Genomic DNA, 21792 nt, shown 5'->3' with positions numbered 1-21792 from the left:
GTATGACAGCGCTTTATTTGTTAGACACCAACACGGTCAGTCACCTCATCAAACGCCACCCGCAAGTCACGCAACGCTTGTTGGCTGTTCCGATGCATCAGGTGTGCATATCAGCGATCACGGCAGGTGAGCTGGCGTTTGGTCTGGCAAAACGTCCTGAAGCTGTGGCACTGAAGGCGGCCGTGGACGAGTTTTTGCGTCGAGTGGAAGTAATGCCATGGGACGAAGCCGTGGCACAAACCTACGGCACACTGCGCGCGCATCTGCAAAGCCAAGGCACGCCCCTGGCTGCACTGGATATGCAGATTGCGGCGCATGCGTTGCATCTGAATGCAATATTGGTTAGCAATGACAGCGCTTTTGCTCAAGCCACTGATCTATTGGTGGAAGACTGGACAAGTCACAACTAACCTTTCCCTTATTCGCCCATTTACGATCATTTGCACCCATCAGGTAATCTTCTTGACCACGTCACCAGCCAAACTATCGCGTGCCTTTTATGGGGCAAGCATTGCTGACTTCGTTCATTCGGAACACAACTTAGTGCTTGGTCGCATTACTGAAAATAGTGGCTTCTCCATCGAAACAACGCAACGAGATGCGTGGCGCTCGCAAATCACCATTCTTCAACACGAGCTTTTGTCATTTACTGGCAGAGGTTGGGTGTTCTTTGAGTTTTCTGTTCCCCGACTTGGCAAACGCATTGACGTTTTAGCTTTGATCGATCACGTCATTTTTGTGATCGAGTTCAAAGTCGGAGAAAGTATTTTCAATCGTTCTGCAATTGATCAAGTGTGGGACTATGCACTCGATCTGAAGAACTTTCATGAAACGAGTCACCACTGCATGATCGCGCCGCTGTTGGTTGCGACAAATACCAGGAACGTGAATGGCGTTGTGTCTGTAAGCCACCACAACGATGGCGTTCTTGAGCCAATCAACACATCGCCTGAGTTTTTAAAAGACACGATCAACACAGTTTTACAACTTAGCACAGGAGTTGGAATTGACGCATCGGTATGGGAGAGTGGACGCTACCGCCCTACGCCCACGATCATCGAAGCCGCTTCAGCGCTCTACGGCAACCATTCGGTGGCCGAGCTGTCGCGCAGCGAAGCTGGGGAAAAGAATTTGGCCAAAACGTCCGTGGCAATTGGTCATCTCATTACTGAAGCTCAAGCCAATCGTAAAAAAGCTATTTGTTTTGTAACAGGCGTTCCCGGCGCGGGAAAAACATTGGTTGGGTTAGATGTCGCTACCAAGCATATGGACGCTGGAAGTGATTTGCACAGTGTTTACCTGTCCGGCAATGGGCCTCTGGTTTCTATTTTGAGAGAAGCTTTGACCCGGGACGAGGTGGCTCGCAAGAAAGTGATTGGTCAAAAGCTTCGCAAAGGTGAAGCGCGCAAAGCAGTAGATGCATTTATCCAAAACGTGCATCATTTTCGCGATGCCTATCTCTCCGATGAACAACCGCCAGTAGACCATGTGGTTATTTTTGACGAAGCACAACGCGCATGGACCTTGGAACAAACCACACAATTCATGGCTAGGAAAAAGGGACGACCGGACTTCAACCGTTCTGAGCCTGATTTTTTGATTTCATGCTTAGATCGTCACCCAGACTGGTCAGTCGTGGTGTGCCTTGTGGGCGGCGGTCAAGAAATCAACACGGGGGAGGCCGGCATTGGTGAATGGCTGCGCGCGATCAATGATCATTATCCCGACTGGGAAGTTCATATTTCTCCACATCTGCAAGACTCTGAATATGGCGCCGAGGACACACTTGAGATATTGAAAGACAGGCAGAACATCCACTTCAATGAAGATCTGCACCTTGCTGTTTCCATGCGCTCATTTCGCGCTGAGCATGTTTCAACCTTTGTGAAGCATCTCCTAGATCGTCAGAATGAAAATGCACGCGCTGTTTTCCAACAAGTGCAAGCGCGTTACCCTATCGTTATCACACGAGACTTGAACAAAGCTAAACGTTGGCTACGAGAGAAAGCGCGTGGTACAGAGCGGTTTGGCATGGTGGTGTCTTCACAAGCGCAACGTTTGAAACCACATGCCATTGATGTCAGGTCTCCGATGGACCCCATTCATTGGTTCTTGGACGACAAAGACGATATCCGCTCGTCCTACTACCTTGAAGATGTTGCTACCGAATTTCACGTTCAAGGACTAGAACTTGACTGGGCTTGTGTTGTTTGGGATGCTGACTTGCGCTATGGTGAAGAGGACTGGGAGTACCGCTCATTCGTCGGAAGCAAATGGCAAAAGATTCACCTCGCACACAGACAGATGTATTTAAAGAATGCCTACCGCGTATTGCTTACGCGTGCACGACAGGGAATGGTGATCGTCGTCCCTCATGGGGATCTAGACGATTCAACCCGTAATCCTTCTTATTACGATCCTATTTATTCGTATCTGGCAGATCTTGGCATCAAAGAAATTTAATACCTGTCATTCAATAAGTGGTCTTGACCCTGTAATCCAGTACCGTCGGTATATTCAAGTTACCGATCGTTTTTCCCTGAACACGGTCGGTGGCAAATAGCCCAACGCACTGTGCGGGTGATAAGAATTGTAGTCATCGAACCAACCTTGCAATTGGGCCATTACCGCCTTTGAGTCAGGTCTGTTTGCCAACTTGGCATAGTCCCTTTTCAGCGTCTTCACAAAACTCTCTGCCATGCCGTTACTTTGCGGACTTGTCACAGGTGTCGTGATCGGCTTTAGCCCCAGCAGCTTTGCAAAACTCTTTGTCTCAACCGCCGTGTAACAACTGCCGTTGTCTGTCAGCCATTCGATTGGCTTGATCGGCGTCTCGCTTGTGCCAAATCGACGCTCCACTGCTTGCATCATCAAGTCACCAACCAATCCCGCATCAATGCCCTTGGTTGTGGCCACCCAACTCATGACTTCGCGATCGCAGCAGTCCAGCGCAAACGCCACTCTGACGCGCTCACCGTTGTCACAAGATAGTTCCAAACCGTCTGAACACCAACGTGTGTTGCTTTCCTTGACGGCCACTTTGCCTTCATGCTTCCTGGTGTCCAACGGCTTTTGACCCTGTCTAAACAACAACCAGCCAGCATCTCGCATCACGCGATACACCCGCTTGTGGTTGATGCCAATATGACCATCGAGTCTGAGCCTCGCCCAAACCCTTCGGTAACCATACGTGGCGCGCTTTTGCACAACATCAGCAATGGCTTGCTTAACTTGGGCGTCATCTGATTTTGGCGGTGACCTTCTGTGGTCTGCCCAATCAGGTGCACGATCTTTCTTTGCCAACACATGACTGCGCGATACGCCAAGGGCTTGACACGCAGCTCTCACTGCTCGTCCCCGGACAATACTGGCGATCGCGCAATCCACTTTTTTGCTTTGGCGAAGTCCACAGCCTCCTTGAGAATCTCGTTCTCCAAAGTCTTGCGGCCCAAGGCACCTTCAAGTTGTTTAATGCGTTTCATGGCTTCTTGAAGTTCAGAGGCCGGTACCACGGTTTCGTTTGCACCAACGGCTACTAGTGAACCTTCAAAGTAGGCCTTGCGCCATTGAAACAGCTGTGCAGCAGTCAGTCCATGTTCTCTAGCTACCAGTGACACAGAACTGCCTGGCTCATTGGTTTGTTTGACGATTGCAAGCTTTTGCTCTGGTGTCCAACGTCTTCGCCGTTGAACGCTTGTGACCACCTCAACCCGATTGGGCCTTGCTGAAGACATAGTCATATCCATAGTCGTATTCCTAGTTGTTAGTTTAAGGAATACCAACGGGACTGTTTTTCAGGGGGCTAACTCAATAGGTTGCTAAACCGCCGCCAAGCGCTCAACCGTATCTGGATATTTCTCGACATGCCGAATGAGCAAAGCCGTATGCGTATTAGGTTTAACCCGCCGCTGCTCCCAGTTCTCCAGCATGCGCGGCTTGATGCGCAAGTAACGTGCAAACACAGCGCGTGAAAAACGTAGACATTCGCGCAATACCTGCAACTCATCCTCTGTTGCCTCAGGCGCTGGCTTGTCTTCCACCACATGGGTGCGTAGTGTTTTGAACTGCATTCCAAAAGTTGGATGCCTACGGTGATGACCAGTAGGCTGACGGCATAAACTTGCGATTCGATTCATTTAGCTTTTTCAGCAACGATAACTATGGCACTCGATATAAATGCTCTGGGTCAGATTGACGCTGTCGTAGGCCAATGGTGCCTAAGTAAAGTTCCCCCGCACCTCAAAAGAGAAATCGACTACGACTACGAAGTCGACGGACAGGCTGTATCAATCTATGAGGTCCGACCCAGTTGGAGGGGACAACCTGGAGAAAAAACCCGCTCGCATGTGGCAAAGTTCCGGTTCTTTAAGTCAAGTAACTCTTGGAAAATTTTTTGGTTCAGACAGACTCGTAAATGGGAGTCATACCAGCCAGCCCCTTCAGCACCGAACCTCGAAAAGTGTCTAGCCATCATTGAAGCGGATCAGTACGGTTGCTTCTTTGGTTGATTTTTTTCAGCCAAGTCTTTCAAGATTAGCGGGCCACCATCCAGCGACGGCTTAAGAACTGAACAAGAAGTTCATCACGTCGCCATCTTTGACCACGTATTCCTTGCCTTCGGCGCGCATCTTGCCCGCGTCTTTGGCGCCTTGCTCGCCTTTGAAGGCAATGAAGTCATCAAACGCGATGGTTTGGGCACGGATATAGCCCTTCTCAAAGTCGGTGTGAATCACGCCCGCCGCTTGCGGGCCGGTGTCGCCCACATGGATGGTCCAAGCACGCACTTCTTTCACACCCGCCGTGAAGTAGGTTTGCAAGCCCAACAAGGTGTAGGCCGATCGAATCAAGCGGTTCAAGCCGGGCTCGTCTTGGCCCAGTTCTTCCAAAAACATCTGACGGTCTTCGTCACTCATCTCGCTCATCTCGGCTTCGAGCTTGGCGCAAATCGCCACCACTGGGGCGTTTTGTGCAGCGGCGTAGTCTTTCAAACGGTCGAGCAAAGGGTTGTTCTCAAAGCCATCTTCTGACACGTTGGCCACAAACATGGCGGGCTTGGCAGTGATCAAGAAAAACTGTTTCAGCAAGGGCAATTCTTCTTTGCTGAAGTCAATGGTGCGCACAGGCTTGGTCTCGTTGAGTGCGGCTTGGCACTTCTCCAAAATCGCCACCAGCTTGATCGACTCTTTGTCGCCCGAGCGGGCGGTTTTGGTCACGCGGTGCAGGGCTTTTTCCACCGCAGACAAATCGGCCAAACACAGTTCGGTCTGAATGACCTCGATGTCTGAAATCGGATCCACCTTGCCCGCCACGTGAATCACGTTGTCGTCTTCAAAGCAACGCACCACATTGATGGTGGCATCGGTCTCGCGGATGTGCGCCAAGAACTTGTTGCCCAGGCCTTCGCCCGTGCTGGCACCGGCCACCAAACCTGCGATGTCCACAAACTCCACGATGGCCGGCACGATGCGCTCAGGCGTGATGATGTGGGCCAACTGCTGCAAGCGTGGGTCGGGCACTTCCACCACGCCCACATTGGGCTCGATGGTGCAAAACGGATAGTTCTCAGCCGCAATGCCCGCTTTGGTCAGGGCGTTGAACAGGGTGGATTTGCCAACGTTGGGCAAGCCCACGATGCCGCATTTCAAACTCATAAAAATATCCTTAGAAATCAAGACCCCAGTGGCACCATCGGCCCCCATAGAGGCATGGTGTGAGTGCCTGACCCAGCGATGAAACAGAGAACAGTGTCAGGTAGGTATCGAGCCGACAAAACCCGTTGGAGACAGGGTTTTGTGTTGTGTTGGCTTGGGGAAACTGCTGCGAATTGTACTAATCAGCCAATCGAGCTCGGTGGAAGACCTCAAACAGCGCCTGTCGCAGTTCGACACCCTGACCCAGGCAGCAAACAATCACCTGTTTTTTAGTCAACTTTTATTAAATGTGTGTTTTACACATTTATACTGGCGCAAATTTCTGAACCAACGCCATGAACAAGACCACCTCAGACGCCTTACAGACAGAGCAACAAGCCTTGCTTGCGGCGATAGGGCATTTGTTGAAGCCCTTCGCAACGCTGTGTTTAGCCAAAGGTGTGCCCATACAAGCCATTGAAGAGCTGGTACGACACGCCTATGTGGAAGCTGCCAAGCAAGCATGCGAAGGAGACAACCCAGAGCGTTTGACCAGCCGCATCAGCACCATGACTGGTTTGACGCGACGCGAAGTGGGGCGCATTCAGCAGATACCCACACCGCAACTGCCTGCCACGCGGTCCGTCGCCACCGACTTGCTGACGCACTGGACATCACAAGCCGCATATGTGGACAAGGCTAAAAAGCCACTGGGCATTCCTAGACAAGGCCCGACACCTAGCTTTGAAGCGCTGGCCGCCAGTGTCACCAAAGATGTTCACGCGCGCTCCTTGCTGGCTGAAATGGTGCGGCTCAATTTGGTGATCCATCACAAGGCCACAGACATGGTGGAGTTGCTGGAAGATATTTTTGTGCCCAACGACAACTGGCCGCAAATGATTGGTTTCCTGGGAACCAATGTGGGCGATCACTTGGAGGCCGCCGTGACCAATGTGTTGGGCGATGGTCATCAGCATTTCGAACAAGCGCTGTTGGCAGATGAACTGTCGTCAGAGTCAGTGAACGAAGCCAAGGCACTGATCAGTGCCCAGTGGCGCAGCTTGATGACCACGCTGGGTCCACAACTGCAAGCCTTGATGGATGCCGACCAAGCAGCCCAACGTCCACAAGACCAAACGATTCGGATTGGTCTGTATTCCCTCTCCAAACCCATGCCATCCACTGAAGATTCCTCCAAGTGAACGGAGCGTTCCAAATGCAATCAATTCAAACCAACCCCACATTCACACGTCGAACATTGCTCTTGGGCATGATCGGATCGGTCGCTCATCTGACGGGCTGCGGCGGCGGTGGATCCGATGTGGCTGGACTGTCCAGCGGTGGCACCGGCTCCTTCACCAGCGGCACAATTTCGGGCCTTGGCTCCATCATCGTCAACGGTATTCGCTACAACGATGACAACGCCACCGTCATTTCACGCGACGATGGCACCAGCTTTGGCCAGTCACTCAAAGTAGGCATGGTGGTTTCAATTCAAGGCTCTGCCGTCACAGCGGCCACGACCAGCAACGGCACAGCAACAGCCACCGCCACCAAAATCAGCTGTGGCAGTGAGTGGCAAGGTCCCGTTTCCAGCGTCAGTGCCAGCAGTTTCAACATGCTTGGGTTGACAGTCGATGTCTTGACCAGCACGGTATTTGAAGGCGTCGCCACACAACTGGCGGGACTGAGCACCTCGCACTTTGTGGAAGTCCATGGTTATGTCGATCAAACCACGGGCCACCTTCAAGCAACGCATGTGGAAGTGTCCAACACACAGCCCACGCAATACAAACTCAGTGGTGTGGTCAACAACTTCAGTGCCGTCAATCGAACCTTCAAGCTCGGCACCACCGCACAGCCATCAAGCCAAATCAGCTGGGACAGCAACACATCGGTTCCGAGCAGTTGGTCCGATGGCGTGTTTGTGCGCGTCACGATGACGCCAGGGCTGCTGGCCACCCACATTCGCTTGCTCACATCGCCGCTGGCATTGCTGGATGCAGACAACGAACAGGACGTTGAAATCCATGGGTTCATTTCTGCTTACCAATCCAATGCCAACTTCACCGTCAATGGCATACAGGTCGATGCCAGCAACGCTCGCATCGCAGGTGGTAGTCTGGCGCTGGGTGTCAGGGTTGAGATTAAAGGCAGTCTCAACAACAGCATTTTGGTCGCAACCAAAGTCGAAACACCAAGCAACTCAGAGGAAGCTTCGCGCACATTTGAGTTTCACGGAACCCTCAGCGCTTTGGACGCCACCGCACAGACGTTTGTTTTGCATGGACTCACATTCCAGTACAACAACAGCACCAGCATGCAAGGAATCACACTGGCCAACGGTGTCAGCATTGAAGTCAAAGCCACCCGCTCATCAGGTGCGTGGGTGGCGACAGAAATCAGTTCAGACGCCTAAATTTCCTCTACCACCGAGAGCACAGCATGACGCAACAAACACACCCATCGCACCTATTTGCCATCCCGATGGGCGTCATGCAACGCTCATGGACTGTTGCTGGCTTGTGTGTCGCACTGCTGGCCTCTGACGCATGGGCCGATCGACCGGAGGGTGCAGGACAAGGCAAGCATCGCCGCGAGCAAGAAACCTCCAGACAGGGTCATGGCTCAGACGAAGCAGGCGAGGTTCGACAAGCACGGCTGGGCGCGTACTTCGAACCCAGCCATCATCAAGCAGTGCGTGACGTGTACGGACCCGCCATCACGCAAGGTCGATGCCCACCCGGTTTGGCCAAAAAGGGAAATGGCTGTTTACCGCCCGGTCAAGCCAAACGCTGGGTGATTGGCCAGTCTTTGCCCCCGGACGTGGTGCTGTATCCGGTGCCCCCCGCATTGCAGGTGCGTTTGGGCACACCCCCTGCAGGCTACAAATACGTGCGTGCAGCCAGTGACATTTTGTTGATTGCCGTTGGTACCAGCATGGTGATGGATGCGATTGAAGATTTGGGCGCGCGCTGAGCGTGACCTCAACAACAGGTCACGCAAATTCGGCTGACACCCGCTGCCCCACACGCAGCACCTCGCCCAAACCACTCAGGGGAATGGCGTTCATGCCAAAGGTCACCGCGCCCTTGACACGGGGGTCTTGGCGGTAAGTCCGCAAGGTGTCGCTCACAGCAGGGCTGACCTCAGCCGTGTCAGGGTTGACATTGGGCATGGGGCAGCGCGGGCAGGGCTTGACGGGTTTGAGTTGTACCGCTTCACCGCCGGTGGTCACGGTCATCACACCCACACAGTCTTCGTCATGGGCTTGCCAGGCATCGGGGGTCTCACCCCGCAACACCACGTTGGCGCGAAAGCGTCGCATGTCCACGGGTGCCTGCCCTTGTTGGCCCAAGCGCGCGTTGAGTTCATCCAACGACGCGGTGCTGGTCACCAAGATCGGAAAACCATCGCTGAATTGGTTGAACGCATCCACATCTTTCGTCCACTCGCGGCTGGCTAAGCGAAAGTGCTCTGGGTCAAAGCGCACCAGGCGCAAGGGCCCCACGTTCAAGAAATCGGTGAACCATTGCGCCGCCAACGCGCCCATTTCAAACGCAGGCACGGTGTCTTTCCAAACCTGCACTTGGGTGGGTGCTTCGGCCCGCTCAATGGACAAGTGCAAGGCCAGCATGCCCGGGGCGCGCAACACCAGCTCGGCGTGGCGCAACTCGGGCTGGATCAAGGCCATGCGAGGCACACTGCGTTGGGTCAGCATCTGGCCTTGGGCATCGACCACCATCCAGGCACGGTCAAGGTCGAGTCCGGTATCGGTCAAGGTGGCTTGCTGCACCGAAATACCGGCACACGATTTGACAGGGAAGACCCAGAGTTGGTCTATCAAAGCCCAGCGCTGGTCGCTGTGTGGGGTTGCTGCTGTGAAGGTCATGCGCCATTGTGCCGCCCTCCTACAATTCGCCCATGGCTCAAAAATTGGATGTGTGTATTCGTGGCGACGGCATGGTCGGGCGCACCCTGGCGCTGCTGTTGGCACGCCAACGCTTGCGTGTTGGCCTGGTCACCTCGGCCCCCAAAACGAATGATGACGTGAGGGCCTACTCACTCAACAAGGCTTCACGCGACTTGCTCACCGAACTGCGCTGCTGGCCAGATGCCCAACACGCCACCGCCGTGCAAGACATGCGCGTGTGGGGTGACAACGGAGGCTTTGTGCACTTTGCCAGCCCCACGCCCGAAGGCTTGAGCTGGATTGTGGACGTGCCCGTCCTAGAGGCCCAATTGGCCGAGGCTGTGCGCTACCAGTCCGACATTGCCTGTTTGACGGCGCCTGCGCCTGCCGCACTCACCGTGGTGTGCGAAGGCCGCCACAGCAGCACCCGCGATGAGCTGGGCGTGAACTTTGAAACCCTACCCTACCAGCAACACGCCGTAGCCGCACGCGTGCGTGGCAGCGTGCCCCACCGCCAACAGGCCTTGCAGTGGTTTCACCAAGGCAGCCACGGTTTAGAAATTTTGGCCCTGCTGCCACTGGGCGGCGCGCAAGGCGACAGCGCGGCGCTGGTGTGGTCGCTCCCACCTGAACGTGCCAGCGCCATGCTGGCGTTAGACGCCCCCGCTTTTGCCAGTGCCCTGCAAGACGCCAGCCACGGCGTGTTGGGACAGCTCGAACTCACCAGCGAACGCGCCATGTGGCCGCTGCAACTGGCGCGTGCCGAGCGTTGGATTGGCACTTTTGCCGATGGCAGCGCTTGGGTCTTGGCCGGAGACGCCGCACACAACATCCACCCGCTGGCTGGCCTTGGGCTCAACCTGGGACTGGCCGATGCCGCTGCGTTGGCCCACGTGCTCAAAAGCCGCGAGAGTGCCGACTACTGGCGCAGCGTGGGCGACCGTCACTTGCTGCGTCGCTACGAGCGTGCCCGCAAAGCCGACATGCTGCCCACCTGGGTGGCTTGCGACAGCTTGCAACGCTTGTTCGCCCACCCACACGCCAGCGTGCAGGCTTTGCGCAATTGGGGCATGTCTGGCTTTGACAGCCTGGCACCCTTGAAGCGCTGGGCCATGCAGCAAGCCATGCAATGACACCTCACCTTGGACACCCCATGACACGTACACGCTCTTTCCTTACCCTCGCAGCTGCCCTGTGGGTCTTGGCGAGCTCCGCCTGGGCCCAAGGGCATGAAGCCACCATCCGCAAAAACCTGAGCGAGCGCATTCCGCAGTTACCCAAGATCGAAGAAATCAGCCGCACCCCCATGACCGGTTTGTACGAGGTGCGCTTGAACGGCAACGAGATTTACTACAGCGACGCCGACGGCAACTTCCTCATCCAGGGCAACCTGATCGACACCAAGAGTCGGCGCAACTTGACCGAAGAGCGCGAGGCCAAATTGGGTGCCATCGACTTTGCCAGCTTGCCTGTCAAAGACGCGATCCAGATCGTGCGCGGCAATGGCAAGCGCAAGCTGGCGGTGTTTGAAGACCCGAACTGTGGCTTTTGCAAACGCTTCGAGCGTGACCTGGCCAAGGTAGACAACGTCACCATCTACCTGTTCCTCTACCCCATCCTGGGTCAGGACTCGTCTGACAAGTCACGCAACGTCTGGTGTGCCAAAGACCCCGCCGCTGCTTGGGCTCAGGTCATGGGCGAAGGCCGCATCGCCAATGCTGCGGCTTGCGACACTTCGGCCATTGCACGCAACGTCGAGTTTGGCCGCAAGTTCAAGATCACCGGCACACCCACGCTGGTGGCGCAAGACGGCGCACGCGTGCCTGGTGCCATCAACACCCAACAAATTGAAAAACTCTTGGCCGACGCCAGCAAGTAACTAAGCACCCATGGCACACACACCCATCACCCCTGACAGCGCCGCTGGCGTGTTGATCCAACGCTTGGGCTATGCGGGTTTGATTCCGTTTGCCACGCTGGCCCTGCTGATGTGGATCGTCACACCCGAAGCACACCCCTTGGTGGCGATGGCCTTGACGTCGTATGCCGCCGTCATCTGCGCCTTCTTGGGTGGCATCCACTGGGGCATTGGTCTGCGTCACAACGCGCCCTCACGCAAGCTGCACATGGTGTGGGGCGTGGTGCCCTCGCTGGTGGCTTGGGTGGGCGTGATGATGCCCGCCTACGCCGGGCTGCCACTGCTGGCCGTGTTGCTGATCGCCTGTTATTTGGTCGACCGCAAAACCTGGGCCGAGGCCGGCCTGCGCGACTGGATGACCTTGCGTTTTCGTTTGACCGTGGTGTCTACGCTGGCCTGCCTGCTGGGCGCTGCGGCCACCTGAGCCCGCTGCTACCGCTATGACGCGCACCACCACACACAAGGCGCTTCGCACCACTGCGACCACACGTGCGACCCACACCACCGCGCCTATCACCACACCGCAAGTGCATTACCGCATTGAGTTGGCCGATCTGCATGCCCATCTGTATGGCGTGACCCTCAACATCGAGCAACCCACAGCCGACCAGCGCGTGGCCTTACCGGTGTGGATTGCAGGCAGCTACATGGTGCGCGAGTTTTCCAAACAACTCATCTCGTTGACGGCACGCCAAGGCAACCGCTCGGTGGCGGTGCAGCAATTGGACAAATGCAGTTGGCAAATCGACTGCGCAGCAGACACGCCTCTCACCCTGCACTACCAAGTTCACGCGCACGACAACTCGGTGCGCACCGCGTGGCTGGACACACAACGCGGCTTCTTCAACGCCACCAGCCTGTGCTTGCGCGTGGCAGGTTGTGAAGACCAGCCCCATGTGTTGGCCCTGGTGCCACACACCGACTTGCCCACATGGGCAGTGGCCACGGGTCTCACGCCCTTGACAGTCAATCCGCGCGGCTTTGGCAGCTATGTGGCTGCCGACTACGACGAACTGGCCGACTGTCCCGTGGAGATGGGCGCATTCTGGTCTGGCCAGTTCACGGCCTGCGGTGTGCCGCACCGCTTTGTGGTGGCGGGTGCCACCCCTGCGTTCGATGGCGAGCGTTTGCTGCGCGATGCGCAAAAAATTTGCGAAGCTGCGATTCGCTTTTGGCACGGCAACCAGCGCGCCAACATTCCATACACGCACTATGTGTTCATGCTCAACGCAGTGGGCGAAGGCTACGGAGGCTTGGAGCACCGCAACTCCACCGCCTTGATTTGCCAACGCGCCGATCTGCCACGCCTGAGCGACACCCCTGTGCTCACCGAAGCACTCAAAGCCAAAGTCGACAAACCCAATGACGGTTACACCACTTTGTTGGGGCTGATCAGCCACGAGTACTTTCACACCTGGAACGTCAAGCGCTTGCGCCCGGCAGAGTTTGCGCGCTACGACTACACCCAAGAAAACTACACCGAGCTGCTGTGGTTTTTTGAAGGCTTCACCAGCTACTACGACGACAAACTGCTGCGCCGTGCTGGCCTGATTGACGACGCGCACTACCTGCGCCTGCTCAACAAAACCATCAACCAAGTGCTGCAAACACCGGGACGCATGGTGCACAGCGTGGCGCAGTCGAGCTTTGAAGCGTGGACCAAGTACTACCGCGCCGACGCCAACACGCCCAACCTGACGGTGAGCTACTACACCAAGGGCGCGTTGATTGCCCTGTGCCTGGACTTGGCCCTGCGCCAGCACGGCGTGAGAAACCACAGCGTGTCGTTAGACGATGTGATGCGCGGCCTGTGGGCGCGTTGCCAAGGTGGCCCCATGCAAGAGGCTGATCTGTTGGCCGTGCTGCATGAACTCACGGGCCGTTCGTGGGCCCGTGACATCAAAGCCTGGGTGCATGGCACACGCGACTTGCCGCTCGAAGACGCGCTCACCGCACACGGTGTGGCCGTCCACCACGACCCGGCGCAATTGGCGCAGCGCTTGGGGTTGCGGGTGAGCGAAGACCACAGCATCCAGATCAAGCAAGTGCTCAGCGGCAGCGCCGCACACGCCGCAGGCTTTGCGCCAGGCGATGAGTGGTTGGGCGTGGAAATCGGCGGCAAAACTGCCAGCGCCTGGCGCTTAAAAAAGCTCGACGAGTTACCGCTGTATGCGGGCCGTGCCAAAAAGCTCACCGCCTTGGTGAGTCGTGATCGCCAGCTGTTGCGTTTGTCATTGACTCTGCCACCCGTCAAAGCACAACGCAGTTGGCGATTGGCCGTGCTCGATGCAGCCAAGGTCAAGGCCTGGCTGGACTGACGCACACAGCCTTCAGTCTCAGGTCACCACACGCAAATCCACCACCCGCTTGGCCTTGCCCTGGCTGCGTTCCACGCCGCCTTCGGGCTTGAGGTCCACCGCAATGCTGGTGCCCACAAAGGTCTTCACATCGTGCTGCAACTGCTGTGCCGCAGCGCGTGCAGCCTGGCCTTGCGGGTCTATGCCGGGGCGTGTTTCCACCACCACTTTCAGGCTGTCCATCGGGCCTTCGCGGGTCAACACGCACTGGTAATGCGGGGCCAACTCGGTGCGCTTCAAAATGAACTCTTCAATTTGTGAGGGGAACACATTCACACCGCGCACGATCATCATGTCGTCGCTGCGGCCCGTGATTTTTTCCATGCGCCGCATGCTGCGCGCGGTGCCAGGCAACAAACGCGTCAGGTCCCGCGTGCGGTAACGGATGATGGGCAGCGCCTCTTTGGTAAGGCTGGTGAACACCAACTCGCCCATCTCACCATCGGCCACAGGCTCACCGGTTTCAGGGTGGATGATCTCGGGGTAGAAATGGTCTTCCCAAATGGTGGGGCCGTCTTTGGTTTCCACACACTCACTGGCCACGCCGGGGCCCATCACTTCGGAGAGTCCATAAATGTCCACCGCGTCAATGCCCATGCGTTGCTCAATGGCGCGACGCATGTCGTTGGTCCACGGTTCGGCACCAAAAATACCCAAGCGCAAACTCGACTCGGCAGCCGACAAGCCCTGCCGTTCAAACTCATCGGCAATCGCCAGCATGTAGCTCGGTGTCACCATGATCAGGTCGGGTTTGAAGTCGCGAATCAATTGCACTTGTCGCTCGGTTTGACCGCCACCAAACGGCACCACGGTCAGCCCCAAACGCTCGGCACCATAGTGCGCCCCGAGCCCCCCCGTGAACAAGCCGTAGCCATAGCTCACATGCACCATGTCACCGGGTCGCGCCCCCGCCGCACGGATGCTGCGCGCCACCACGTTGGACCACACATCGATGTCGTTGTGCGTGTAGGCCACCACTGTGGGCTTGCCCGTGGTGCCGCTCGATGCATGAATGCGCACACACTGCTCGCGTGGCACGGCCAGCATGCCAAAGGGGTAGTTGTCGCGCAGGTCTGCTTTGGTGGTGAACGGAAACTTGGCCAAGTCGGCCAAGCTTTTGCAGTCGCTCGGGTGCACGCCCGACGCGTCAAACTTAGCGCGGTAGGCAGGTGAGTTGGCATACGCCTGATGCAGCGTGGCTTGCAAACGCTTGAGCTGTAAAGCACGCAGTTCGTCAGTGCTGGCCTTTTCAATGGGCTCGAGCGGAAACTGCTTGGCAAGAGATGCAGAAGATTTCATTGCGGGATCACCGTTCCTTGAATTTGGGCACTTTTGCCACGGAACATGGCAATGGTCTCGCCGTGCTGGTTGGTCACGCGCATGTCGTAAATGCCATGGCGACCCGACAGCGTTTGCTCCACGCCTTCGCAGGTCAACACATCGCCCAACTTGGCAGGCTTTAAAAATTCAATGCTGCAGCCTGCGGCCACTGCCACCTTGTTATAGCTGTTGCAAGCAAAGGCAAAGGTGGAGTCGGCCAGGGTGAAGATGAAGCCACCGTGGCAAATTTGGTGGCCGTTCAAATGCAGTTCGCGCACCGGCATGCGCAACACGGCGCGGCCTGGTTCACAGGTCAAAATTTCCATGCCCATGGTGTCTTTGGTGGCGGTGTCCACGGCAAACATGGCGGTGGCCACTTGCTGGGCCAGGGTGTGCGCGTCGGTGCTCATCATTCGCCTTTGAACACCGCAGGGCGTTTTTCTAAGAAGGCGCTCACGCCTTCGATGTAGTCGTGGGTGCAGCCCAGCGCAGCTTGTGCGTCGCGCTCAGCATCCAGGTGTTCGCTGAAAGTGCGCGTGCCCGCATCACGCAACAAATGGCGTGTCGCCACCAAGGCTTTGGTCGGCATGACAGCCAGCTTATCGGCCATGGCGCAGGCAGCGGCCACGCTGTCTTCGGCCACGTCCCAAATCAAGCCCCAGGCCTTGGCTTGCTCGGCGCCCAATTTGTCGCCTGTCATGGCCAAGGCCATGGCGCGTGCCATGCCCAGTCGCTCGACCAACCACCAGCTGCCACCCGCATCGGGAATCAAACCAATCTTGCTGAAGGCCTGGATGAAGCTGGCATTGGGTGCAGCAATCACGATGTCGCAACACAGCGCCAGCGATGCGCCAGCCCCCGCAGCCACACCGTTGATGGCGGCCACCGTGGGCATGCGCAAGTTTTGCAACTTGCGTGCGGTGGGGTTGAAGGCTTGCTCAATCACCGGGCCGGGGTTGGCGCGTGCCATCAGGTCAGGCCCGGGCGCAAAGTCAAATTCCGACAAATCAGCCCCTGCACAAAAGCCCCTGCCAGCGCCTGTGATCACCATGGCACGCATGGTTGGGTTGGCTTCGGCACGGTCACACGCAGCCCACAAGTCGTGGTGCATTTGGCGGGTGAAACTGTTGAGGGCTTGCGGGCGGTTGAGTGTGACCAAGGCCACTAGCCCGCGTTCTTCATACAAGACGGTCGATGTCTCTGTGGATGCTGTCATGCGTTGTCTCCTGCAAGAAATTTAGCATTCACCGACCGATCGGTTGGTTAATGTTTACCCTTGGTGGGCTTGGCTATAGTTAGGACAGCAGGTTTTCTTCTTCTTTGTTTTTTTGGAGCGCCCACATGGCTTACGAATTCATCAACGTCCACACAGAGGCCGACAAAGTGGGGGTCATCACCCTCAACCGTCCCAAACAACTCAACGCCTTGAACGCTGGGTTGATGGTGGAGTTGGGCCAAGCCCTCAAAGCCTTTGATGCCGACCCCGCCATTGGCTGCATGGTCATCACCGGCAGCGAAAAAGCGTTTGCCGCAGGGGCAGACATTGGTGCCATGGCCACCTACACCTTTGCCGATGTGTACAAAGACGACTACATCACCCGCGACTGGGAAACCATCCGCAGCATCCGCAAGCCCGTCATCGCCGCAGTGAGTGGCTTCGCCTTGGGCGGCGGTTGTGAGCTGGCCATGATGTGCGACTTCATCATCGCCGCCGACAACGCCAAGTTTGGCCAGCCCGAAATCAAACTGGGCATCATCCCCGGTGCAGGCGGCACACAGCGCTTGCCACGCGCCATTGGCAAAGCCAAGGCCATGGACTTGGCGTTGACCGGCCGCATGATGGACGTGCACGAAGCCGAAAAAGCGGGCTTGATCAGCCGCATCGTGCCGTTGGAAAAATTGATGGAAGAAACCTTGGGCGCAGCCTTGATGATTTGCGACTACTCACAACTCGCCGTCATGGCCGCCAAAGAGTCGGTCAACCGTGCGTTTGAGAGTGGCTTGGCTGATGGTGTGATGTTCGAGCGTCGCTTGTTCCACGCCCTGTTTGCCACCCAAGACCAAAAAGAAGGCATGGATGCGTTTGTCAACAAACGCAAAGCCAACTTCACCAACACCTGACCCATTTAAGGAAATTCCATGCGTTCTCTCTGGTTACGCCGCATCGCGGCGTTGGTTTTGTGTTGCCCATGCCTTGTCATGGCGCAAAGTTTTCCGAACAAACCCATCAAAGTGTTGGTGCCCTTCCCTGCGGGTGGCACGGTCGACTTCTTTGCGCGCACCTTGGCACCCAAGCTGTCCGAAGCCCTGGGCCAAGCCGTGCTGGTTGAAAACCGTCCCGGCGCTGGCGGCAACATCGCCACCGAGGCTGTAGCTAAAGCCACACCCGATGGCTACACCTTGTTGATGGGCTCTGAAATCGTAGCCATCAACACCTCGCTCTACAGCAAGCTCAACTACGACCCGCTCAAAGACCTCGCACCCATCGTGCTGGTGGGCACTGTGCCCAACATCTTGATCGTCAACCCCTCCGTGCCCGCCAACAACGTCAAAGAGTTGATCGCATTGGGCAAAAACAAATCGGCCAACCTGTCATACGCATCTACCGGTCAAGGCACATCTACCCACTTGTCGACCGAGCTGTTTAAAAACATGACCGGCATGGAAGCCGTGCATGTACCCTACAAAGGTGGTCCACCTGCCATTGCCGACTTGCTGGGTGGACAGGTCAACATGATGTTCATCAACATGCCCACAGGCATTGCGCATGTGCGCTCAGGCAAGGTGAAGATCTTGGCGGTGTCGAGCAAAAAACGTGTGGCGCAACTGCCCGACGTACCCACCGTAGAAGAAGCCGGTGTGAAAGGCTTTGTCACCTATGCCTGGTCTGGCTTATTTGCGCCCGCAGGCACGCCACGCGAGGTGGTGACGCGCTTGAACAACGAAGTGGTGAAGCTCTTGAAATTGCCAGCTATCCGCGAGCAGTTGGCCGGCCAAGGGGCTGAAGCCGTGGGTGACACCCCTGAAGAATTTGGTCTCTTCATGCGCAATGAAGTGGCTCAGTGGGCTCACATGGTTCGCACCTCCGGAGCTCGGGTGGACTGAAGCAACGTAGAACTTCAATCAATACCTTTGACTACAGTTGAAGTTCTACAGCAACCATTCGTGTACTCCGCACAGCCGATGGTTGTGAATTTTTCTCCAGCTCTCTTGTCACGCTTGAGTAAAACTGTTAACTTAGAAGGCTAACCATTTAATAAGCAACCTAGGCGTGAAAAAAGTCTACCTTCGGTACTTGGCCCTGACTCAAGCTTTAGACAGTTCAGCGGCACCAGGTGCCATGGATGAAACCCAAAGGCGCTTGCTAGAGCTGATCGCCATACGCCACGCTAGCGGCAACGCCATCACTGTGAGTGAAGCCATGGAGGCAGCATTTATTGCCAGCCCTGCCACCATTCACCGCAAACTCGATGCCTTGCGTGAGTCTGGTTTGATCGCTCCGATGTTTGAAGGCGCCAATCGGCGCACCAAATACCTGGTGCCAACCCAGGTAGCAGATCAGTACTTTCACAAGCTGGGACAGCTGATACAGCAAGCGCTCAAAGAAGCTTGAGACAGGTACAACCCGCAGCTTTTCAGTTCTTTACGAAAAATGCATCTTGTTTTGATGAAATTTATTACCATGTACTAATTCATCATGAGGAGGTAGCGATGAAACAAGTTTATTTACGTTTTTTGGCACTGGCCAACACCCTGACCGGCACGACCAAACAGCTGTCTGAAATGGATGAAACCGCCAAGCGACTGCTCGAGACCATTGCCTTGCGGCACCTTCAAGGCCGTCCATTGACCGTGTCTGAAGCCATGAACACAGCGACGCTTGCCAGCCCAGCCACCATCCACCGCAAACTCAACGACCTGCGTGATGCGGGCTTGATTGGACAAGTGTTTGAAGGCCAAAACCGCCGCACCAAATACTTGGTGCCGACCCAGGCTGCGGATGCTTACTTTGACAAACTGGGCAAGGTCTTGGGCGAAGCACTCAAGGCCACCTGAAGGCCGCCCAACAGGCGCCTGTAAGGCACCAAAAACACGTTATAATTTCGGGCTTCGGCGCTTTAGCTCAGTCGGTTAGAGCGATGGAATCATAATCCACAGGTCCGCGGTTCGAATCCGTGAAGCGCCACCAAAAAACACAAAACGGCTCCCAGAAATGGGGGCCGTTTTTGTTTTCAGCTTGAGAAAGAAGGTAATCTCTGATGCACAACATCCAAGGAGACACACTTGTCCAAATCCATCTCTCCCGCTGAACTGGCCCTGCGCGACGCCGCACGCGAATACCACCGCCTCCCCACTCGCGGAAAAATCTCCGTCACCCCCACCAAGCCGCTGTCCAACCAGCGCGATCTGTCACTGGCCTATTCGCCCGGTGTGGCTTACCCGTGTTTGGACATTGAAGCCGACCCTTCGCTGGCCTCAGAATTCACCGCCCGTGGCAACCTGGTGGGCGTCATCACCAACGGCACCGCTGTGCTGGGTCTGGGCGACATTGGCCCCCTGGCCAGCAAGCCCGTGATGGAGGGCAAAGGCTGCCTCTTCAAAAAATTCGCCGGTATTGACGTGTTCGACATTGAACTGGCCGAACGCGACCCCGACAAATTGGTCGACATCATTGCCGCGCTCGAACCCACGCTGGGCGGCATCAACCTCGAAGACATCAAAGCCCCCGAGTGCTTCTACATCGAGCAAAAACTGCGCGAACGCATGAGCATTCCCGTCTTCCACGACGACCAGCACGGCACCGCCATCATCTCGGCAGCGGCCCTGCTCAACGGCTTGGAATTGGTCAACAAAAAAATTGAAGACGTGCGCATTGCGGTCTCGGGTGCCGGTGCCGCGGCACTGGCCTGTTTGGACGTGATGGTGGGCTTGGGCGTGCAGCGCCACAACATCTTTGTGTGCGACTCCAAGGGGCTGATTTACCAAGGACGCCCCGGTGGTTACGACGACAGCAAAGCCCGCTTTGCCCAAACCTCCCCATTGCGCACTCTGGCCGACGTGGTCAACGGTGCCGACGTGTTCTTGGGCTGCTCGGCGGCGGGGGTGTTGACGCAAGACATGGTCAAAACCATGGGCAGCCAACCCATCATCTTGGCGCTGGCTAACCCCGAGCCTGAAATTCGCCCCGAGCTGGCCAAGGCTGTGCGGCCTGATTGCATCATCGCCACCGGGCGCTCCGACTACCCCAACCAGGTCAACAACGTCTTGTGCTTCCCCTACATCTTTCGGGGTGCGCTCGACTGCGGCGCGACCAAGATCACCGAAGCCATGAAGCTGGCCTGCGTGCGCGAAATCGCCGACTTGGCCAAGGCCGACATCAGCGAAGAAGTGGCCAGCGCCTATGCAGGCAAAGAGCTTGTGTTTGGCCCCGACTATTTGATCCCCACCCCGTTCGACTCACGCCTGATCTTGCGCATTGCACCCGCCGTGGCCAGAGCCGCAGAAGCATCAGGCGTGGCAGCGCGCCCCATCGCCGACTACGAAGCCTACAAACAAAGCCTGTCACGCTTTGTTTACCAAACCGGCATGATCATGCGCCCCGTCTTCAACGCGGCCCAGGCCTCCAACGCCAAGCGCGTCATCTACGCCGAAGGTGAAGACGAGCGTGTGTTGCGCGCCGCCCAGTTGGCCATCGAAGACAAGCTGGCCCACCCCATTCTGATTGGCCGCCCCGCCGTGATTGAGGCACGCATTGCCAAAGCAGGCTTGCGCCTCAAAGTGGGACACGACGTGGAAGTCATCAACCCCGAGAGCGACGCCCGCTTCCGTCAATATTGGGAGACCTACCACCGCCTCATGGGCCGCCGAGGCATCACCCCCGACACCGCCAAAGCAGCGGTGCGCCGCTCCAACACCTTGATTGGTGCCTTGGCCATGCACTTGGGCGACGCCGATGCCATGCTGTGCGGCTTGGTGGGGCAGTTTGATGCGCACCTCAAGCATGTGAATGACATCATTGGCACCCAACGTGGCGCACCCGGCTTTGCCACCTTGAACGCCTTGATGCTGGCGGACCGCACCCTGTTCATTGCCGACACCTACGTCAACGAAGACCCCGATGCCGAGCTGCTGGCCAACATCGCCGTCATGGCCGCTGAAGAAGTGCGCCGCTTTGGCTTGCCGCCCAAAGTGGCCTTCTTATCGCATAGCAACTACGGCTCATCGGCCAAAGCCTCCGCGCACAAAATGCGCGTGGCCCGCGACCTGTTTGCACGCATGGCCCCTGATGTGGAGTGCGATGGCGAACTGCAAGGCGATGCCGCGTTGTCTGACAGCGTGCGACGCAGCAGCCTGATAGAAACCTCGCTGCAAGGCGAAGCCAACCTGCTGATTTGCCCCAACCTCGACGCGGCCAACATCTTGTTCAACGTGCTCAAAATCACAGGCGGACAAGGCGTTACCGTCGGGCCTATTTTGCTGGGGGCAGCCAAATCGGCCCACATCCTCACCCCGTCGTCCACCGTGCGGCGCATTGTCAACATGACGGCGCTGGCCGCCGCATCAGCAGGCACGCCACGCGCTTGAGCGCCCCTGCGCAACCCCGCGACAAGCCAGCCCCTGCACCGCAAGGTCAGGGGCTGTTTGCATGGTGTT

Annotated in this window: 22 protein-coding genes and 1 tRNA gene; 16 read left to right on the top strand and 7 right to left on the bottom strand. The window is 56.8% G+C overall.

The genetic code is table 11. The features are described 5' to 3' along the window. The first annotated feature begins 2 nt into the window (after nt 1-2). A complete protein-coding gene (locus B9Z41_RS04850) occupies nt 3-410 on the top strand; it encodes a type II toxin-antitoxin system VapC family toxin (protein ID WP_100145614.1) in 408 nt (135 codons plus the stop codon). 52 nt (nt 411-462) lie between these two features. Beyond that, nucleotides 463-2463, top strand: coding sequence for a DUF2075 domain-containing protein (locus B9Z41_RS04845; RefSeq protein ID WP_233202517.1), 2001 nt, complete (start codon nt 463-465; stop codon nt 2461-2463). A gap of 54 nt (nt 2464-2517) precedes the next feature. Here B9Z41_RS04845 and B9Z41_RS04840 read toward each other — a convergent pair. Together B9Z41_RS04840 and B9Z41_RS04835 are read right to left on the bottom strand one after the other, a co-directional pair. Next, a protein-coding gene (locus B9Z41_RS04840) for an IS3 family transposase (RefSeq protein WP_369823285.1) occupies nt 2518-3746 on the bottom strand; the annotation gives its coding sequence in 2 pieces (ribosomal slippage) (nt 2518-3401 and nt 3401-3746; 1230 coding nt in all). Between the two features lie 72 nt (nt 3747-3818). Next, nucleotides 3819-4070, bottom strand: a complete 252-nt coding sequence (locus B9Z41_RS04835) for a DNA-binding transcriptional regulator (RefSeq protein WP_100145610.1) — start codon at nt 4068-4070, stop codon at nt 3819-3821. 90 nt (nt 4071-4160) lie between these two features. Between B9Z41_RS04835 and B9Z41_RS17305 the strand changes: the two genes are divergently transcribed. Next, nucleotides 4161-4508 (top strand): DUF3024 domain-containing protein, encoded by a 348-nt coding sequence (locus tag B9Z41_RS17305; RefSeq protein WP_100145608.1) that lies wholly within the window; start codon nt 4161-4163, stop codon nt 4506-4508. A gap of 51 nt (nt 4509-4559) precedes the next feature. On the opposite strand, the gene ychF is transcribed toward B9Z41_RS17305, so the two are convergent. Then, nucleotides 4560-5651 (bottom strand): redox-regulated ATPase YchF, encoded by a 1092-nt coding sequence (gene ychF, locus B9Z41_RS04825; protein ID WP_100145606.1) that lies wholly within the window; start codon nt 5649-5651, stop codon nt 4560-4562. Between the two features lie 335 nt (nt 5652-5986). Between ychF and B9Z41_RS04820 the strand changes: the two genes are divergently transcribed. From B9Z41_RS04820 to B9Z41_RS04810, 3 genes are read left to right on the top strand one after another with little or no spacing between them, the layout of a single operon-like run. Then, nucleotides 5987-6832 (top strand): DUF6502 family protein, encoded by an 846-nt coding sequence (locus B9Z41_RS04820; RefSeq protein ID WP_100145604.1) that lies wholly within the window; start codon nt 5987-5989, stop codon nt 6830-6832. Nucleotides 6833-6846: 14 nt separating this feature from the next. Then, on the top strand, nt 6847-8049 hold the full coding sequence (locus B9Z41_RS04815; RefSeq protein ID WP_100145602.1) for a DUF5666 domain-containing protein: 1203 nt from the start codon (nt 6847-6849) through the stop codon (nt 8047-8049). 26 nt (nt 8050-8075) lie between these two features. Further along, nucleotides 8076-8609 (top strand): DUF1236 domain-containing protein, encoded by a 534-nt coding sequence (locus B9Z41_RS04810; RefSeq protein ID WP_233202515.1) that lies wholly within the window; start codon nt 8076-8078, stop codon nt 8607-8609. A gap of 19 nt (nt 8610-8628) precedes the next feature. On the opposite strand, the gene B9Z41_RS04805 is transcribed toward B9Z41_RS04810, so the two are convergent. Continuing rightward, nucleotides 8629-9522 (bottom strand): MOSC domain-containing protein, encoded by an 894-nt coding sequence (locus tag B9Z41_RS04805; protein ID WP_100145600.1) that lies wholly within the window; start codon nt 9520-9522, stop codon nt 8629-8631. Nucleotides 9523-9554: 32 nt separating this feature from the next. Between B9Z41_RS04805 and B9Z41_RS04800 the strand changes: the two genes are divergently transcribed. From B9Z41_RS04800 to B9Z41_RS04785, 4 genes are read left to right on the top strand one after another with little or no spacing between them, the layout of a single operon-like run. After that, nucleotides 9555-10676 carry an FAD-dependent monooxygenase gene (locus tag B9Z41_RS04800; RefSeq protein ID WP_100145598.1) on the top strand — a complete coding sequence of 374 codons (1122 nt, stop codon included), beginning with the start codon at nt 9555-9557 and terminating at the stop codon, nt 10674-10676. Between the two features lie 20 nt (nt 10677-10696). Further along, entirely contained in the window at nt 10697-11422 is a 726-nt protein-coding gene (locus B9Z41_RS04795; RefSeq protein WP_100145808.1) for a DsbC family protein, read from the top strand. A 10-nt stretch (nt 11423-11432) separates the two neighbouring features. Next, nucleotides 11433-11885: a DUF3429 domain-containing protein gene (locus B9Z41_RS04790; RefSeq protein ID WP_100145596.1), complete on the top strand. Its 453-nt coding sequence runs from the start codon at nt 11433-11435 to the stop codon at nt 11883-11885. 16 nt (nt 11886-11901) lie between these two features. Then, nucleotides 11902-13779 (top strand): M61 family metallopeptidase, encoded by a 1878-nt coding sequence (locus B9Z41_RS04785; RefSeq protein WP_100145594.1) that lies wholly within the window; start codon nt 11902-11904, stop codon nt 13777-13779. A gap of 18 nt (nt 13780-13797) precedes the next feature. Here B9Z41_RS04785 and paaK read toward each other — a convergent pair whose 3' ends face one another. The 3 genes from paaK to B9Z41_RS04770 are packed head-to-tail and all read right to left on the bottom strand — an operon-like array spanning nt 13798 to nt 16354. Then, nucleotides 13798-15117, bottom strand: coding sequence for a phenylacetate--CoA ligase PaaK (gene paaK / locus B9Z41_RS04780; protein WP_100145592.1), 1320 nt, complete (start codon nt 15115-15117; stop codon nt 13798-13800). Then, complete coding sequence (gene paaI / locus B9Z41_RS04775) at nt 15114-15548, bottom strand: hydroxyphenylacetyl-CoA thioesterase PaaI (protein WP_100145806.1); 435 nt, start codon at nt 15546-15548, stop codon at nt 15114-15116. The genes paaK and paaI overlap by 4 nt, the downstream gene beginning before the upstream one ends. Further along, entirely contained in the window at nt 15548-16354 is an 807-nt protein-coding gene (locus tag B9Z41_RS04770; protein WP_100145590.1) for an enoyl-CoA hydratase-related protein, read from the bottom strand. The genes paaI and B9Z41_RS04770 overlap by 1 nt, the downstream gene beginning before the upstream one ends. Before the next feature lie 125 nt (nt 16355-16479). Between B9Z41_RS04770 and B9Z41_RS04765 the strand changes: the two genes are divergently transcribed. From B9Z41_RS04765 to B9Z41_RS04740, 6 genes are all read left to right on the top strand, one after another. Continuing rightward, complete coding sequence (locus B9Z41_RS04765) at nt 16480-17259, top strand: enoyl-CoA hydratase (RefSeq protein ID WP_100145588.1); 780 nt, start codon at nt 16480-16482, stop codon at nt 17257-17259. Nucleotides 17260-17277: 18 nt separating this feature from the next. After that, nucleotides 17278-18243 carry a tripartite tricarboxylate transporter substrate binding protein gene (locus B9Z41_RS04760; protein ID WP_100145586.1) on the top strand — a complete coding sequence of 322 codons (966 nt, stop codon included), beginning with the start codon at nt 17278-17280 and terminating at the stop codon, nt 18241-18243. Between the two features lie 235 nt (nt 18244-18478). After that, nucleotides 18479-18751, top strand: coding sequence for a hypothetical protein (locus tag B9Z41_RS04755; protein WP_100145584.1), 273 nt, complete (start codon nt 18479-18481; stop codon nt 18749-18751). Nucleotides 18752-18849: 98 nt separating this feature from the next. Then, the gene (locus B9Z41_RS04750; RefSeq protein WP_100145582.1) at nt 18850-19194 is read left to right on the top strand and encodes a hypothetical protein; all 345 of its coding nucleotides are present in this window, start codon (nt 18850-18852) and stop codon (nt 19192-19194) included. A 56-nt stretch (nt 19195-19250) separates the two neighbouring features. Beyond that, nucleotides 19251-19327, top strand: a tRNA-Met gene (locus tag B9Z41_RS04745). Nucleotides 19328-19422: 95 nt separating this feature from the next. After that, complete coding sequence (locus B9Z41_RS04740) at nt 19423-21723, top strand: NADP-dependent malic enzyme (RefSeq protein WP_100145580.1); 2301 nt, start codon at nt 19423-19425, stop codon at nt 21721-21723. Nucleotides 21724-21792: the final 69 nt, after the last annotated feature.

The sequence above is a fragment of the Limnohabitans sp. JirII-31 genome, from assembly GCF_002778315.1.
Classification (GTDB): domain Bacteria; phylum Pseudomonadota; class Gammaproteobacteria; order Burkholderiales; family Burkholderiaceae_C; genus Limnohabitans.
The sequence above is the reverse complement of the archived record's forward strand: the minus strand, read 5'-3'. Positions and strand labels throughout refer to the sequence as shown.